Origin of the sequence: Shinella sp. HZN7, assembly GCF_001652565.1 — a bacterium.
Lineage (GTDB): Bacteria > Pseudomonadota > Alphaproteobacteria > Rhizobiales > Rhizobiaceae > Shinella > Shinella granuli.
Window position 1 is genome coordinate 370,790 of sequence record NZ_CP015738.1, and the last position, 14,845, is coordinate 385,634.

A 14,845-nucleotide genomic window follows, 5' to 3' on the forward strand; every position below is an offset into this window, starting at 1 on the left:
GTTGTGGGATCCATCTGAGACGAGCACGAGGTTCAACACGCCCAGAGAGGCAGATCGGAGGCTTCCAGTTTGCCGAAGACGAAGCGCAGGGCTCACCATGGAGCGCACTTAACAGCTGTTAAGCAGCGGTCCGATTGACACAGTGTAAAAGACGGCGGCTCCCGCCGACCCGTGTGCTGATAACCTTTTGTTAACGAAAACGCCTTGAAGAATCGAAACCTGTCTGGCGTCCCTAACCGTCACCGATGCCGTATTGAAGATCGGCACCTACACGATGAAGCTATCGGCCGTGCTGCACGAGATGCGTGAGAGGGCTTTTCTCCTCCGGCAGCAAAAAACCTTCGCCCGTATGTTTTCAACAACCGACCTCGTGCGCTTGCGGAAGTTTCCTGAAAGCACTTTGTGGCAGCTCATCATCGAGAGGGAAGGGGCCTGTACCGGAGCGTGCGGACAACAATTCACGCCTATATACCGCTAAGCAGGTGAGAGAGCTGCGTGCATTTCTCGCGGCGCTTCGCCCCGACGACGCCCAGACCCTGCTGCCCTGTCGTCGCGCGGGCGAGAAGCCGCAAACAATCGCGACGGCGAACTTCAAGGTGGCAACTCCCAAACGACGACTTCCATCCACCTGGCCCATTCTCTCGGCCTCCAGGGCTATCGCGTCCTTTGCATCGACTTGGACCCTTAAGCGTCGATGACGGCGTTGTTCAGAATCCAGCCGGCATTCGATCTCGGGGAGAATGAAACGGCCTATGCTGCGATCCGGTACGATAACGAGCGACGTTCGCTGGCGGATGTGATCCGGACGACGTATTTCCGGACGTCGATCTCGTCCCGGGCAATCTGGAACTCATGGATCTTGAGTTCGACATCCCTTCCTGCCTCGCGCAGAAAACCGTGACGATCTCGGGCTGTTCCTCGAACGGCTCAACAATGCGATAGCTCGCGTCGAGGATCGATACGACATTGTCATTCTCGATACGCCGCCGGCCCTGGCCGTCCGAAATGGACTGCGTTTGCAGAGGCGCTGAAAGGCTCAAACAGAATTGAAGCTGTCCGGAAGATTTTCCCACGACGGAATTTCAAACGGCGGACGGCGCTGGACGCATCTCCCTGGCGATGCGAGCGGTAGCTGCGACGTCGTCCCGGACAGAACACGATACTCAGGAACAAACCGTGATTTCGTTATTGGCGACCGCGTCTTTCGGCGCATGAAATCCACGCTAGCGGGAACGACCGTCACCATCTCGAAAAAGGAGAACGGCTTTGCAGGGTGGCTGGCAGAAGGAATGCCGGAGCTAATGCGCGTTTAACGCGGTCGATCCCTCGCAATAAGCGGTGCTTCGACTGAGAGGATCACACACGTTGCGGCCAATGACACTTGCCTTGCTCAAAGGCCAGCTCGCGACGGCCGGCCGTGGCCCGAATAAAGTGCTCGTAAATGGAAAGCTCTCAACGGCATTGGTGAGGTGAAGGGTGTTTTGTGTTTGCAAGACCGTTCGATTACGGTGCTGCAGGCACTGCCGAGCTTTTGTCCGAGCGCTGAGCTGTCCGATGACCGCGGGCCGCTCGCAGTGTCCCGTCGAACAAGCAGGTGTCCTCCCGCGCAGCATAGCCGCCGCGACCTTGCGCCGGCACCTTGCCGCGCTTGTCGAGGCGGGATTGATCGAACGCCGCGACAGCCCCAACGGCAAGCGCTATGCGCATCGGGGCAGGGGAGGGGAGATCGGGGCGGCATTCGGCTTTAGCCTCGCGCCTCTGCTTGCTCGTGCGGGCGAGTTGGTGCCCTTGGCAACAAGGTCTTGGAACCGGGTTCGGCCGGCGGTCGGCTTGGAAGGAGCAGTGTCGTCATCGCCGGTGTTCGCCAGGGGAGGGGAGGAGGCTGATTTTCTCCGCACCGATGGTCGGTCGCGGCCTGTCGAAATCAGCCCGAGGGCGAGGTTCTTGCGGCCCGGTCCGTCGTTCATAATTACGCCTCCTTCGTCATCGATCCATAGAGGGCGAGCAGTTCGCCGGGCGGCATTTCCATCTCCACGATCGCTCTCGTGACGGTCTGGAATCTGCCGGCCGTGCCGATCGACTGGCAGGAGGCTCGGAGGGGGATCGGCTGGGATGCGAGGGCGACACCGCGTTCCCGCAGTGGTTCATGCGCCCTGGTGCGGCAGGCCCCGGCGGGCGCGATCCGTGAGATCCTGCAGGTGGGTCGGCAGGCGGGGAGGCACGGATGCGGCAACGGCGGTGGCGGACTTGCCTTCGGCCATCGCTGCGTCCTACGGCTTCGCGGAGGATTGCGGGGGGTGATTGTCGGCGTTTTCGTCGTCGATTCGGTCCATTCCCCTATAATGAACAAAACGACCGATAAGGCAATCTTATCCATCACGATGGGGATGCGATGCGCCGTGCGGTTAAGGCCTGAACGAATGGAGTAAACCGCACAGTTCCAAACAAGTGGTGCGGGCATGGATTCGCTCGGCACTTCGCTTGTTCTTTCCTCGCGATCCCCGCAGGTTTGCCCGACTGCCGCGCAATCGCGAGCCTGGTGAGGCTCGCCGCTGCCTTCCGGCCTCGCTTGAAATCCCTGGATGATCTCGTCCGGTCGGCGCCTGTCTGGGCGGCGTGCCGGCGGTCTCGGCGGGCTCTGAAATGTGTTGCCGCCGCTGCCGTCTGATGGGTTGCGGCGAGGACGAAGCGGCGCTGCGCGATGCCGTGCTGCTGACCGGTGCCGGTGATGATCCCGATCCGGCCGGAAGGCTGCTTTTGGCCTTCAAACGATTGGCCGCTCGAAAACCCGGCTTTTCCTCGAAATCCGTCGCTGCGCTCACTGGTTCGTCGGGGCTGGACTGGGACGGCCGGCTTACCGCTGCGATCGACCATGCCGGTGCCGCACGTCAATCCGGCCGCCCCGCGCCCTTTGGCGCAGCGGACCTGGTGACGGATATTCATGCTGAACGCCCAGGTTCTCCTCGAATGCCTGCATCTGATCGCTGAAGCTTGACTGCGCGAGGCTCGCCTCGCTGGCGGCGCGGTGAAACTGCCGCGCCGGGAGGCCGCCAGGAGGGTTTTCAATTGGCGTGGGTTTATTTCCAGATCAGCGGGAAGAAAGTCGACATGGCCGGCGTGACAAATCCCACCGCCGAAGGAGGCGATCCCAAGGACATGGTGCCCTTCCCTTTCGGGCGGCGGAGCGGGTTCGTCAGATGCCCGACCCGTCAAGCTGCTGGGCGTCCTCGCCTTCCCAGGGCGAGGGCACGGAGGCGCGGCCGGGATTGGCCGAGGGCATGGGCATCCAGCACTTCAGCTCCGGCTCGGCATATTCGACGATTCGGCCCGGGGAGGAGTCAGAGGCGCGCCAGCCTTCCGCACCGAACCGATCGCCATTCGACCAGTAGGCGACATCGACTTCCGCCGGCCCCTGTTCGGACGAGCGGACCGTGACGAGAATCCGGCTGCCGTCTCTCGGTGCGCTTGCCATGTGGCGCCACCGGTCTGGTTCGTCCATCGCTTTTCCTCCTGCCTTGCCGTAGAAGTGTCGCTTCGCCATCGAAAGCGGTCAACCCAAACTTTGCGCGACCCATCCTCTTTCGATCGCTGGCTTACGGCGAGCGGCGACTGCCCTGCGGGGCGACACGAGGGCATTCGAGGGTCCGCGGGAACACGGCGTCTCTTCGCGCTCCCGGTACCAGGCCGCCTAAATGCGCGTCCTCCGCGCCGCCGGGCACGGGGAACGAGCTGACGTCCGGTAGCCATATGAGGCCGGGCTCAGGTACCGGCCGGATGCTTTCCCTGCCTTGTTCGCCGCCACGCTCTACGACCTGATGATGGGGAACACCACGACCTGTGAAGCCCCGGTCTACCTGCCGGCGACGACTAAGAAGATCAGGCCTTGCGGCCTTGATCTCAGGGCCGAGGTGGAACGGCCTCGCAAGAAGCCGGCTGGCGGCCCTCGTCGCGAAAGCTGGCGGTTGCTGGCGGCGGCGGGCTGGGGTGGAAACGGGCGCCCTTCAGCCAGAGCTTGAGGGCCTCCCAGTGAATGCCGGCGATGACCTTCAGGGTCATGAACGGGAAGCGCAGCAGGTATCGGGCGAGATTTCCGGTGGTGAGGGCCATCGCCTCGCCATGGAAGGCGGCGGCCAACAGGGGCGCGCCGGCCGAAGTTTCGTGGATGCGCAGCCGCACGGCCTTTCCGGGCGGGAGGACACGAAAATGGTAGCGCAGGCCCATCTCCATGAAGGGCGAGACGTGGAACACCTTCGTGCGTGACTGGCGGATTCCCGCCGGGCTCGTCTCACCGGGCAGGATCGGGGCGACATAGCTGTGGCGTTCGCCGAAGGTGTTGCGCACGGCGTAGATGATCGCGATGAGCTTTTCCCCTGCGTCGTAGGCGAAGTAGGTCGAAAGGGGATTGAAGACGTAGCCGAACATGCGGGGATAGGCGAGCAGCAGGATCCGGGCGGCCGGTTGCGCGAGGCCCGCCTGGCCGAGCAGGCGATCGGCAAGCGTCCGAAGGGTTTCGCCCTCCCTCTCGGCATGGTCACGCGTCCGGAACGACAGGATGCCGGATCGGTCGACGGAGAGGAGCCCGGACATGCGGTCGAGTTCGTCCAGGCGGTCGATGTCGACGAGCAGGGAGAAGACGGAATAGCTGAAGCGATGCCCGAAGGGATTCAGGCGTTGATGCATGACCTTGCCGGGATAAAGGATTCCGGCCGCCGCAGGCGGGGGCCCGTTTTCCTCCATGCTCGATATGCGGTTCCGGGTCATGCGTGCTTTCCCGCTATGTCATTGCGCCGATGCCCAGTGGACATCCTTGCAGAGTATGCCGCCGAGAATGCAGCCGCGCGTGACAAGCGCGCGGTCCGAAACCCGCACGGTGATGGAATAGGTACGGCCGCGCTTGGCATCATAGGCCGTTCCCGCAAGCGTATCGCGGTTCTTCGGCTTCAGCGACATCACGAGACGGTCACCCGCTTCCTCCCCCTTGCTGGTGTCGCCGATCCACAGATTGGTGGCACAGATGTTGCTGCCGCAGGGCGCGATGCGCACGCGCGCGTTGCCGTCGTCCCGCATCCAGACGCCGCTCGGATCGGCGGATTGCTGTGCAGCGCCTGATGTCGCGAGCATGGTGAAGGCAAGTGCAGTCAAGACGGGCATTCTCATCACGCCATCCTCCTTGCTTTTCCTCTCATACGCGCAAAGGCCGCGTTCGGTTCACCTCGCGGTGATCCGTTGCGGCGAAAAGGACGTAAAAGCGGGAAACGCACCGGAGTCATCGATATGAAGACGATCGTCATCGCCTATCTTGCCGCCGGCATCGCGTTTCTCATCGTCGATGCGATCTGGCTGACGACGATGGCCGATACGCTGTACCGGCCTTTGCTGGGCGACAAGCTGGAAGCGCAGTTCAGGCTGGCGCCGGCGATCGCCTTCTACCTCATCTACGTCGCGGGCATCGTGTTCTTCGCGGTGCTGCCGGCGCTGCAGGGCGGCGGGCTTTCGAAAGCGGCGCTCAACGGCGCCGTGCTCGGCCTCGTCGCCTATGCCACCTACGATCTGACCAACCAGGCGACGCTTCGCGACTGGCCGCTTGCCGTCACGCTGGCCGATATTCCATGGGGCGCCTTCGTGACGGCGGTAGGCGGTTCAGCCGGCTTTCTTGTCGCCAGCCGCTTCGGCTGAGCGCTCGGCCGCGGCGAGGCGGTTCGAGAAGACGAGGGCGACGAAGGCCGTCAGCATGGCGGCGCTGACGATGTTGAGCCGTGCCAGTGCTGCATATTCCTGCGGCGTATAGGCGACCAGCGGATCGCCATAGATGCCGGGCAGCAGGAGAAAAGCCGCAAAGGCAGAGCCTGCCAGGGCAAGGGCGACGAGACGTTCCGACGGGCGGAACAGCAGAAGTGCGATGACGGCGCAGGGGATCAAGAACATCTCCACCGCCGAGGCGATGCCGAAAAGCCAGGCGCTGAGGATGGTATTGCCGATACCGGCGGCGGGCAGCAGCGCCCGCCCGGCCAGCGTGTTCCAGCGCGCCACCGCCGGAACGGCGAGAAAGAGCGGTGTCGAGAGAAAGGTAAACCAGGCGGGCGCGATGTCCCGGCTCACCAGCCAGACGAGATAGATCGGATAGAATGGCTGGTTGGAGGCGACGAGGAGCGCGATGCCGTTTGCGGCCGCCACGCGCGGATCCGGATGGTCGGCATAACCGCGCACCGCGGCGAAGGCGTTGCGCAGGGCCGTGATCATGTCCGGCCGGCCGGGCGGAGCAGGTAGTGGCTGACGCCCCATTCGGTGCCGTCCGCATGGCCGAAAAGCCCGGCCGTCGCCAGGAAGAACAATCGCCAGCGCCGCATCCAGAGCGCCGCGTCGCGGCCGTACGTCGCCGCAAAGAGCGTGCGGACCGCGTCCCGGTTGGCGTCCATGTTCTTCAGCCAGTCGCGTGCCGTGCGGGCATAGTGCCTGCCGCTCCAGCGCCAGTCCCTTTCGACGGTGAAGCTTTCGCCGAATTCCCGCACAAGGCCATGGCTCGGCATCACGCCGCCGGTGAAGAAGTGCTGCGCGATCCAGTCCGCCCTGTCGGCATGGTCGAAGCGATAGGCGCTCGTGCAATGGGAGAAGACATGGAGGAACAGCCGCCCGTCCGGCTTTGTCCAGCCGCGTGCGCGTTCGAGCAGGGCCTTCCAGTTCGACATGTGCTCGAACATCTCGACGGAGACGATGCGGTCGTAGCGTCGGGAAGGAGCAAAGGCATTCATGTCGGCCGTGACGACAGCGAGATTGCCGAGCCCGCGGCGTCCGGCTTCCGCCTCGATATGGCGGCGCTGCGAGGTCGAGTTCGATACCGAGACGATGCGCGACGCCGGATAGCGCTCCGCCATGAAGAGGGCGAGCGAGCCCCAGCCGCATCCGAGCTCCAGCACATCCTGCCCGTCGGCGAGTTCCGCATGGCGGCAGGTTTCCTTGAGGGCCGCGATCTCGGCCTCGGCAAGCGTGGCGGTTGCCGTTTCGTAAAGGCAGCAGGAGTATTTCCGGCTTGGGCCGAGAACCAGCGCGAAGAATTCCGTCGGTAGTTCATAGTGCTGTGCGTTGGCTTGCGCGGTGTGGACGGCGATGGGCCATTCTCCCATGGCTGCCGCAAAATTGCGGTCCGCCACACCGGCGCCTGCCAGATGCCGACGCTTGCGGCCGACGAGACGGTCGATGCCGAAGCGCAGGGCGCTGTCGGGAAGGGGCAGGCGTTCGGCGGCGGTGATGGCGGTGGCGGCAAGGTTCATGGTGCGCGCTCCCTTGTTTGCGGGCCGGGCCAGAAGGCGTTGACGCGATGGGCATAGGCGGTGAAGGCGGCGCCGCGCGAGCGCAGCATATGGGCCTCCAGCGGCGGAATGCCGGAGACGTGAACGAGCAGCCAGTACATGAAGACGGGGCCGGCCAGCGCCGCCCAGCCCCAGGGCCAGGCGCCCGCAGGACCGATTGCGATCACCGCATAGCCGGTCCAGCCGAGCCATTGAAAGAAGTAGTTCGGATGGCGCGACAGGCTCCAAAGGCCGATATCGCAGACCCCGTCTTCCTGTGCCGGATCGTTGCGGAACCGTGCCAGTTGCGCGTCCGCCAGGCCTTCGCCGACCACCGCGAGGAGAAGGATGGTCAAGCCGGCCATGTCGCTCCATTGCAGGCTAGGTGCCGGATTGCGGGCGGCAAGGAATATGGTGCCGGCGAGCAGCAAGGCGGCAGCGGCCTGGACCTGGAGGAAAACGAACAGACGCAAGCGCCAGCGAGCGCCCCATTCCTCCCGAAGCCGCGCGTAGCGCGGGTCCTCGCCACCGCCGATGGTGCGCCGGACGATGTGCAGACCAAGCCGGCAGGACCAGAGGCCGGCGGCGGCGGCGACGGCAAGCTGCCGTCCGAAAACACCGTCCCAGCCGGGAACCGGCGTCAACGCCACCGCAAGGCCGGCCGCACCGACCAGGAAGGACCATGTCGCATCGACCCAGCCGGATTTGGCGCCGCGCAGCACGGCCAGCCAGGCAAGAGCCATGGCAATGCAGAGAGCGGCAGCCGTCAGGAGGAAGAAGGCCACCGCTCCCATGGCTCAGATCCCGAAGATCGGTTGCAGCATCCGGCCGATCACGCCCTTGAAGCGCATCTTGCCCTCCATGGCGGCAAGACAGATGCATTCGCCGTCCTTGTCGACGATCGGCTGGTGCTCCACGTCCTCGTCCAATTCGGCGAGGTCGCCGGGGCGGAAGGTGCCGAACCGGTCGGTGAACGCGCCCGAGACGATATAGGTGAACTCCGTTCCGACATGCCCGTGATCGGGCAGGGCCCGGCCCGGTCCGACCTTCAGGAGAATGAGGTTCGCATCGGGATCGTGCGGTATGCCGACCCGGCTCATCTTCATGCCGGGACCGATCCAGCGCCAGCGGCCGATCTCGCAGCCGCGCAGCGCATCGGGAAGCCGGACGCCTTCGATCTCGACGGGGGCAGGGGGCGACGGGGCGACGGGAGCGGCGGCTTCTTCCGCGTCGATGAGCGCCAGCACGTCGCTCAGCGCCGCCGCCGACAGGGAGGTCGGCTCGGCGCTCTCCAGCAGGGCGCCGCCCAATGCCCGGTATTCCCCGACACGGGCGCGGCAGGCGGGGCAGTGCGCAAGATGGGCCGTGACGACGATGGCCGGCCCCGCAGCGAGCGTGCCGGCGGCAAAGCGCATCAGGGTCTCGTCGGTTGCGTGATGATTGGTGGTCATGTCTTGTCTTCCAAAAGCGCGCGCAGGCGGTTCATCGCCAGGCGTGTTCTAGATTTCACGGTGCCAAGCGGAATGCCCAGCGCCTCGGCAATTTCGCTCTGCGACTTCTCCGTGAAATAGGAGAGACGAATGATCGTCTGCTGCTCGGCCGGGAGTGCGGCAAGCGCACGACGGACCTGTTCGTCCCGCTGCGCACCGAGGATATGGTCCTCGACCGAGGCCGGAATCTCCTCGGGATCGGGCGGCAGGCTCGATGGGACGCGCCGGCGGCGCAGGTGATCGATGCGGATGTTCCGGGCGATCGCGAAGATCCATGTCGCGACGCCGGCACGCGCGGGGTCGAAATAGGATGCCTTGCGCCAGACGGTCAGCATCGTTTCCTGCACGAGGTCCTCGGCCACCGCCGCTGACAGGGTCCAACGCAGGAAGAATGTCTTCAGGCGCGGACCGAAATGCTGGAAGACAAGCGCAAAGGCCTGCCGGTCCCGGTCGCGGGAGACCGACTGGAGCAGGCTGACCAGTTCTTCCGGCGTCGGCGCCTGCCGGTTTTCAACGAGGCTCACGACGGCATACCGCTTCGGCGGCACACCATGCCGGGCCTCTTTCTCGATGTGGCTCGAATGATCATGCATGTCCCTTTTACGCGGCTGTTCTCACCGCGGATCACTCTTCCCGAAATGTCGGAGACGGGTGATCCGGCCGGGCTTCGCGTTCGTAGACCCTATAGAAAGTCCGATAGTAGATCGACAGCGGCAGGAAGACCCGATGCGCCATTTTTCCCAATCCGACCGGTCCCTGAAAATCGCCGTCGTGGGGACGGGCATCGCGGGCCTGTCTGCGGCATGGCTGCTGTCGAAGCGCCACGACGTCACGGTCTTCGAGGCGGACGGCCGGATCGGCGGACATTGTCATACGGTGGATGCGGGCGACGCTCCGGTCGATACCGGCTTCATCGTCTACAACGAGATGACCTATCCCAACCTGACCGCGCTATTCCGCCATCTCGATGTGCCGACCAAGGCCTCGGACATGTCCTTTGCCGTTTCCATGGACGACGGTCTTCTCGAATATTCCGGTACCAGTCTTGCAGGCCTCTTTGCCCAGCGCCGCAACCTTGCGAGCCCGCGCTTCTGGTCGATGCTGCATGATCTCGTGCGCTTCTATCGGGAGGCGCCGGAGGGCGTGCGTGACCTGGATCCGTCGGCAAGCCTTGACGACTATCTGAACGGCGCCGGTTTCGGCACAGCCTTCCGGGAGGACCACCTCTATCCGATGGCGGCCGCGATCTGGTCGACGCCGGCGCTCGAGATCGGCAACTATCCGGCCGTTTCCTTCGTGCGCTTTTGCGAGAACCATGGTCTGTTGAAATTCTTCCGCCGCCCGGTCTGGCGTACCGTGGACGGGGGAAGCCGCGCCTATGTCGCGCGGCTCACGGCACCCTTTCGCGACCGCATCCGCACGAATGCGCCCGTCAAGGCGATCCGTCGGGTCAACGGCGCGGTGGAGATCACCGTGCCGGGCGCGGAGCCGGAATGGTTCGACCACGTCGTCATCGGCACCCATGCCGACCATGCGCTTGCTCTTCTTGCCGACCGGTCGGAGCGCGAGGCCGAAGTGCTCGGCGCCTTCTCCTACGGGCTGAACGAAACGGTTCTCCACAGCGACGGCAGCTTGATGCCGCGGCGCGGCCGCGTCTGGGCGAGCTGGAACTATCTCGCGCGCTCCGGCCGCGCCGGCGCCGAACGGCGCAAACCCTGTGTCACCTACTGGATGAACCGCCTGCAGGGCATTGCAAGCGAGCATCCGCTGTTCGTGACACTGAGCCCGCTGCACGCCCCGGCGCAGGACAAGGTGATCTGGCGTGGCGTCTACCAGCATCCGCTTTTCAATGGCGCGACGCTTGCGGCCCAAAGACGGCTCTGGTCGCTGCAAGGCCAATCCAACACATGGTTCTGCGGTTCCTATTTCGGTTCCGGCTTCCATGAGGACGCCATCCAGGCCGGCCTCGCTGTCGGCGAAACGCTTGGCGGGGTCGACCGGCCATGGAACGTTCCGGGGCATTCGGACCGTATTTTCCGGAATTTGCAGCCTGTGTAGAGCATCAGGAAGATCGTTTCCCGGCCGGAGTACCGCAGCCTTCTCAGGATTCATTTCGGAAACAGCGCGCCGGCGACGCCTCAAGCGTCATCCCTGATACGCGCTTGCCATGCGCAGCCAGCGGATTTCCATGTCGCCGGCAAGGAGCGTGTGGCGTCTGCCGAGGAAGTCCTGGACATAGGGCTGGGACAGATGGGCGTGGAGGTGCGCGGCGCTCTCCCAGACCTCATAGAAGACGAAAAGCTCGGGATCGGCCCGGTCGCGGTGCACATGATACTCCAAGACGCCTTCTTCGCGGCGGGTGGGATCGACGAGGGCGAGGAGGCAGGCTTCCAGCTCGTCGGCCTTGCCGCTTTTGGCGCGGGCCTGGCCGGCAAGCGCGTAGGGGCCGGTTTCATCTGCATCCTGGGCGGGAAGACTGAAGACAGTTCTGGACATGGCACCTCCTTTTGGTACGATGGAAAGCGTACCTACCACCTGTATAGGTATGATGCAATACATACCTTTGTGGAGAGACATGGACAGCGAAGGTCATCCGGCGGAAGACGAAATTGCACTCGGGGACGTCTTGTCGGCGCTGGCGGATCCCCTGCGTCGGCGTGTCGTCATGGAGCTGGCGCAGGCCCCGCCGGGGACGGAGCGGACCTGCGCATCGTTCGGGCTGCCCGTCAGCAAGGCGACGCTGACGCACCATTTCCGCGTTCTTCGGGAGTCGGGGCTGATCCGGCAGGTCAATCGCGGAAACAGCCGGGCGGCGACATTGCGAAGCCAGGAGATCGACCGGCGCCTGCCCGGCCTCCTGGATCTGATCAGGGCCGAGGGCGCTGACCATCAGCGCAAGATATAGCCGGGCAGCCCGCCCGCGCCCCTGCCAAAGGCGACCGTTTGCGACGAAATTGAAAGCAGGATGGAAAGCCGTTTTGCCGGACTGACACGAGGATACGAAAGAGGCTCTCGAAAGCGCGCCGCCAGACTGGTGCGCTTCTTCGGCGGATTGGCTGGAGGTTTTGCGGATCGACCTCGGGGGCAGGTCAAACGCTGAAAGAAAACCGCTGATGCCGGACGGTATCGGGGAAAAAGTGGCTGCGCCCGTCTCCAATAAGGAAATAATCATTCCTCCCGATGAATTGACATAATACATGTATTTTATAGATTTTATAATATGAAGGTGCCGCACATTTGCCGGCAACTGTTTTCAGGAGGCCGTTTTCATGTCGCGTTTCAGCCTATCCCGTATGCTTCTTGCCCTTGCCGCTATCGCATCGTTCGGGCTTGCTGCTCCCGCGCAGGCCGAGGTCAAGGAAATCACCATCGATTTCGCCACCTACAATCCCGTCGGCCTGCTCCTGAAGGAGAAGGGCTGGCTTGAGGAAAGCCTGAAGGAGGACGGCGTTTCGGTGCGCTGGATACAGTCGCAGGGCTCCAACAAGGCCCTGGAATTCCTGAACGCGGGTTCGATCGACTTCGGCTCGACAGCGGGTGCCGCGGCCCTCGTCGGCAAGATCAACGGCAATCCGATCAAATCCGTCTATGTCTATTCGCGCCCCGAATGGACCGCTCTCGTGAAGCCGAAGGGCAGCCCGATCACCAAGGTCGAGGATCTGAAAGGCAAGCGCGTCGCCGTCACGCGCGGCACTGATCCGCATATCTTCCTCATCCGCGCGCTGGCCGATCACGGCCTGACCGACAAGGACGTCGAGTTCGTGCTGCTGCAGCATGCGGACGGCAAGGCCGCGCTGGTGCGTGGCGACGTGGATGCCTGGGCGGGCCTCGATCCGCTGACGGCGGCCGCCGAGGTCGAAGATGGCGCCGAACTGTTCTATCGCAAGCCCGAGCTGAATACCTGGGGCGTCCTCAATGTCCGCGAGGCCTTTGCCAGCGAGAATCCGCAACTCGTCGAGCGGGTGCTGGCCGCCTATGAGAGAGCCCGTAAACATGCGCTCGAAAACCCCGCCGAACTGACTGCAGCGCTCGTCAAGGTCGCAAAGCTGCCGGAAAACGTCATCGCCCGCCAGATCGAGCGTACCGACATCACCCACAGCGCGATTGGAGACGAGCAGAAGGCAACCATCCTCGAGGCCGGTCTTGCCCTGCAACGGGCGGGCGTGGTCGATGCCGGCGTGGACGTGAAGGCCGTGGTGGACGCGCTCATCGATCCAAGCTTCAAGCTGGCCACCAACTGAGGCGCATGATGACGGCCGTCGACACCGCAATGCCGGTCCTGCCCGCGAAGGCGCAAGCCCCCGCGGGCATCCCGGCGACCGGAGGCTGGCGATACAGGGTCGCGCTCGGCGCGGTCCTGCCCGTCGCCCTTGCCGCCGGCTGGGAGGTCGTCGTGCAGGCCGGATGGGCCGAGGGCCGCCTGCTGCCGCCGCCAAGCCGCATCGCTGCAATGCTCTGGTCGCTCAGCGAGGGCGGCGAGCTCCTGCTTCATATCGGCGCGACGCTGTGGCGCGTCGCCGTAGGCTTTCTCATCGGCGCCCTGACCGGCATCCTGATCGGGGCGGCGGCCGGATATTCGCGCCTGTTCCGCACCCTCGTCGATCCCAGCATCCAGGGGCTCCGGGCCATTCCGTCGCTTGCCTGGGTTCCGCTTTTCATCCTCTGGCTCGGTATTTTCGAGGAATCGAAAGTGGCCCTTATCGCCGTCGGCGTTTTCTTCCCGGTCTATCTCGGCGTTGCCGCTTCCGTGCTCGGCGTGGACCGCAAGATCGTCGAGGTCGGCCGGATCTTCCGGCTCAAGGGCTACAGGCTCGTCGGCCGTATCCTCATTCCGGCGATCCTTCCCAATGTCGTGCTCGCCTTGCGCACGGGCCTCGGCCTCGGGTGGATGTTCGTCGTCGCCGCCGAGATCATGGGCGCCTCGCAGGGGCTCGGTTATCTGCTTGTCGACGGTCAGCAACTGGGCAAGCCGGACCAGATCGTCGCCGCCATCCTCGTCTTCGCCGTCATCGGCAAGATCACGGATGCGCTGATCGTGGCCGCGAGCGCGCCTTTCCTGCGCTGGCAGGATTCCTACGAGGCGACGCACTGACATGCTGGAACTGCGGCACCTTTCCAAGACCTACGGCAACGGCACCGCCGCGCTGCAGGATTTCACCCTCACCGTGGACAGCGGCGAGGCTGTCGCCATCGTCGGCGGCTCGGGCTGCGGAAAGAGCACGCTTCTTCGCCTGATCGCCGGCCTCGAACAGCCGACCCTCGGCGAAGCCCGTGTCGACGGCGAGCGCATCTGTGAACCGCATCCCGCTGTCGGTCTCGTCTTCCAGGAGCCCCGGCTGCTGCCGTGGCTCAACGTCGGCGACAATGTCGCCTTCGGGATCGAGGGCGTGCCGGACGGCGAGCGCAAGAGCCGCATGGCCGCGGTGCTCGACAGCGTCGGACTCGGCGAACAGGCGGGAAAATGGCCGCGGGAAATGTCCGGCGGCATGGCCCAGCGCGTTGCGCTCGCGCGTGCGCTGGTCACGCGGCCGAGCGTGCTGCTGCTCGACGAACCCTTCTCGGCGCTGGACGCGCTCACGCGCGCGGGTCTCCAGGATCATCTGGTCGAGCTCTGGGAGAAAAGTCGTCCGACGCTGGTGCTGGTGACGCATGACATCGAGGAGGCGCTGGTCGTTGCCAATCGCGTCATCGTCCTGCGCCCGAAGCCGGGCCGCATCGACGCCGTCGTCGATGTCTGCCTGCCACGGCCTCGCAACCGCGATGCCGACGACTTCGAAGCCGTGAAACGCGAGCTTCGCGCCGCGCTCGACCGCTCGCTGCGCTATCCGCTTCGCGCCGATGCGGCGGAGTGACGATGGCCCGTAGCCATGAGGCGTGGAAGGGGGAACTCCCCGGAAGGGTCAGACGGCATCCACGCAAGCAAATTCACGGGCGATATGGCGGGCGGCTCTCCCGGTTTCCTCCCGGCTCCAGCCTGCCCGCTTCGAGTGCGTGAAAAGCTCTTCACAGGCATTGAGGCATCGGTCTTCGACAAGAGCGGCAAGGACACCCTCGCGGGCGATGCAAAGG

18 protein-coding genes are annotated in these 14,845 nt (G+C 64.5%); 9 read left to right on the top strand and 9 right to left on the bottom strand.

Features of this window, described 5'->3' with window-relative positions:
- The first annotated feature begins 628 nt into the window (after positions 1 to 628).
- The 3 genes from shn_RS37210 (at position 629) to shn_RS35270 (ending at position 2,988) form a co-directional block, all read left to right on the top strand.
- Positions 629 to 688, top strand: coding sequence for a hypothetical protein (locus shn_RS37210; protein WP_245337490.1), 60 nt, complete (start codon positions 629 to 631; stop codon positions 686 to 688).
- A gap of 866 nt (positions 689 to 1,554) precedes the next feature.
- Positions 1,555 to 2,049 carry a helix-turn-helix domain-containing protein gene (locus shn_RS37645; RefSeq protein ID WP_371328623.1) on the top strand — a complete coding sequence of 165 codons (495 nt, stop codon included), beginning with the start codon at positions 1,555 to 1,557 and terminating at the stop codon, positions 2,047 to 2,049.
- 618 nt (positions 2,050 to 2,667) lie between these two features.
- Positions 2,668 to 2,988, top strand: a complete 321-nt coding sequence (locus shn_RS35270) for a DUF1403 family protein (RefSeq protein WP_245337471.1) — start codon at positions 2,668 to 2,670, stop codon at positions 2,986 to 2,988.
- 205 nt (positions 2,989 to 3,193) lie between these two features.
- Here the strand turns inward: shn_RS35270 and shn_RS26890 are convergent, their stop codons facing one another.
- From shn_RS26890 to shn_RS26900, 3 genes are all read right to left on the bottom strand, one after another.
- Entirely contained in the window at positions 3,194 to 3,499 is a 306-nt protein-coding gene (locus shn_RS26890) for a hypothetical protein (RefSeq protein WP_064333590.1), read from the bottom strand.
- Positions 3,500 to 3,897: 398 nt separating this feature from the next.
- The gene (locus shn_RS26895) at positions 3,898 to 4,761 is read right to left on the bottom strand and encodes a DUF1365 domain-containing protein (RefSeq protein WP_064333591.1); all 864 of its coding nucleotides are present in this window, start codon (positions 4,759 to 4,761) and stop codon (positions 3,898 to 3,900) included.
- Between the two features lie 18 nt (positions 4,762 to 4,779).
- Positions 4,780 to 5,157 (bottom strand): DUF2147 domain-containing protein, encoded by a 378-nt coding sequence (locus shn_RS26900; RefSeq protein ID WP_064333592.1) that lies wholly within the window; start codon positions 5,155 to 5,157, stop codon positions 4,780 to 4,782.
- Between the two features lie 117 nt (positions 5,158 to 5,274).
- Between shn_RS26900 and shn_RS26905 the strand changes: the two genes are divergently transcribed.
- A complete protein-coding gene (locus shn_RS26905; RefSeq protein WP_064333593.1) occupies positions 5,275 to 5,676 on the top strand; it encodes a DUF2177 family protein in 402 nt (133 codons plus the stop codon).
- On the opposite strand, the gene shn_RS26910 is transcribed toward shn_RS26905, so the two are convergent.
- Genes shn_RS26910 through shn_RS26930 form a run of 5 tightly spaced genes read right to left on the bottom strand, consistent with a single transcriptional unit; the run spans position 5,641 to position 9,300 of the window.
- A complete protein-coding gene (locus shn_RS26910; RefSeq protein ID WP_064333594.1) occupies positions 5,641 to 6,240 on the bottom strand; it encodes a hypothetical protein in 600 nt (199 codons plus the stop codon). The genes shn_RS26905 and shn_RS26910 overlap by 36 nt on opposite strands.
- Positions 6,237 to 7,268: a cyclopropane-fatty-acyl-phospholipid synthase family protein gene (locus tag shn_RS26915; protein WP_064333595.1), complete on the bottom strand. Its 1,032-nt coding sequence runs from the start codon at positions 7,266 to 7,268 to the stop codon at positions 6,237 to 6,239. The genes shn_RS26910 and shn_RS26915 overlap by 4 nt, the downstream gene beginning before the upstream one ends.
- Positions 7,265 to 8,080 carry a DUF1295 domain-containing protein gene (locus shn_RS26920; RefSeq protein WP_064333596.1) on the bottom strand — a complete coding sequence of 272 codons (816 nt, stop codon included), beginning with the start codon at positions 8,078 to 8,080 and terminating at the stop codon, positions 7,265 to 7,267. Before shn_RS26920 ends, shn_RS26915 begins: the two co-directional genes overlap by 4 nt.
- Positions 8,081 to 8,083: 3 nt before the next feature.
- The gene (locus shn_RS26925; RefSeq protein WP_064333597.1) at positions 8,084 to 8,737 is read right to left on the bottom strand and encodes a ChrR family anti-sigma-E factor; all 654 of its coding nucleotides are present in this window, start codon (positions 8,735 to 8,737) and stop codon (positions 8,084 to 8,086) included.
- Positions 8,734 to 9,300 (bottom strand): sigma-70 family RNA polymerase sigma factor, encoded by a 567-nt coding sequence (locus shn_RS26930; protein ID WP_064333674.1) that lies wholly within the window; start codon positions 9,298 to 9,300, stop codon positions 8,734 to 8,736. The genes shn_RS26925 and shn_RS26930 overlap by 4 nt, the downstream gene beginning before the upstream one ends.
- Positions 9,301 to 9,502: 202 nt before the next feature.
- Between shn_RS26930 and shn_RS26935 the strand changes: the two genes are divergently transcribed.
- Entirely contained in the window at positions 9,503 to 10,834 is a 1,332-nt protein-coding gene (locus tag shn_RS26935) for an NAD(P)/FAD-dependent oxidoreductase (RefSeq protein ID WP_064333598.1), read from the top strand.
- Between the two features lie 87 nt (positions 10,835 to 10,921).
- Here the strand turns inward: shn_RS26935 and shn_RS26940 are convergent, their stop codons facing one another.
- Positions 10,922 to 11,272 (bottom strand): putative quinol monooxygenase, encoded by a 351-nt coding sequence (locus shn_RS26940; protein ID WP_084438538.1) that lies wholly within the window; start codon positions 11,270 to 11,272, stop codon positions 10,922 to 10,924.
- A gap of 79 nt (positions 11,273 to 11,351) precedes the next feature.
- On the opposite strand from shn_RS26940, the gene shn_RS26945 reads away from it, so the two are divergent.
- The 4 genes from shn_RS26945 (at position 11,352) to shn_RS26960 (ending at position 14,628) form a co-directional block, all read left to right on the top strand.
- Positions 11,352 to 11,681: a helix-turn-helix transcriptional regulator gene (locus shn_RS26945; protein ID WP_064333676.1), complete on the top strand. Its 330-nt coding sequence runs from the start codon at positions 11,352 to 11,354 to the stop codon at positions 11,679 to 11,681.
- A 364-nt stretch (positions 11,682 to 12,045) separates the two neighbouring features.
- Entirely contained in the window at positions 12,046 to 13,017 is a 972-nt protein-coding gene (locus shn_RS26950) for an aliphatic sulfonate ABC transporter substrate-binding protein (protein WP_064333599.1), read from the top strand.
- Positions 13,018 to 13,022: 5 nt separating this feature from the next.
- Positions 13,023 to 13,868: an ABC transporter permease gene (locus tag shn_RS26955; protein ID WP_371328624.1), complete on the top strand. Its 846-nt coding sequence runs from the start codon at positions 13,023 to 13,025 to the stop codon at positions 13,866 to 13,868.
- 1 nt (position 13,869) lies between these two features.
- Positions 13,870 to 14,628, top strand: coding sequence for an ABC transporter ATP-binding protein (locus shn_RS26960; RefSeq protein ID WP_064333600.1), 759 nt, complete (start codon positions 13,870 to 13,872; stop codon positions 14,626 to 14,628).
- The last annotated feature ends 217 nt before the right edge of the window (positions 14,629 to 14,845 follow it).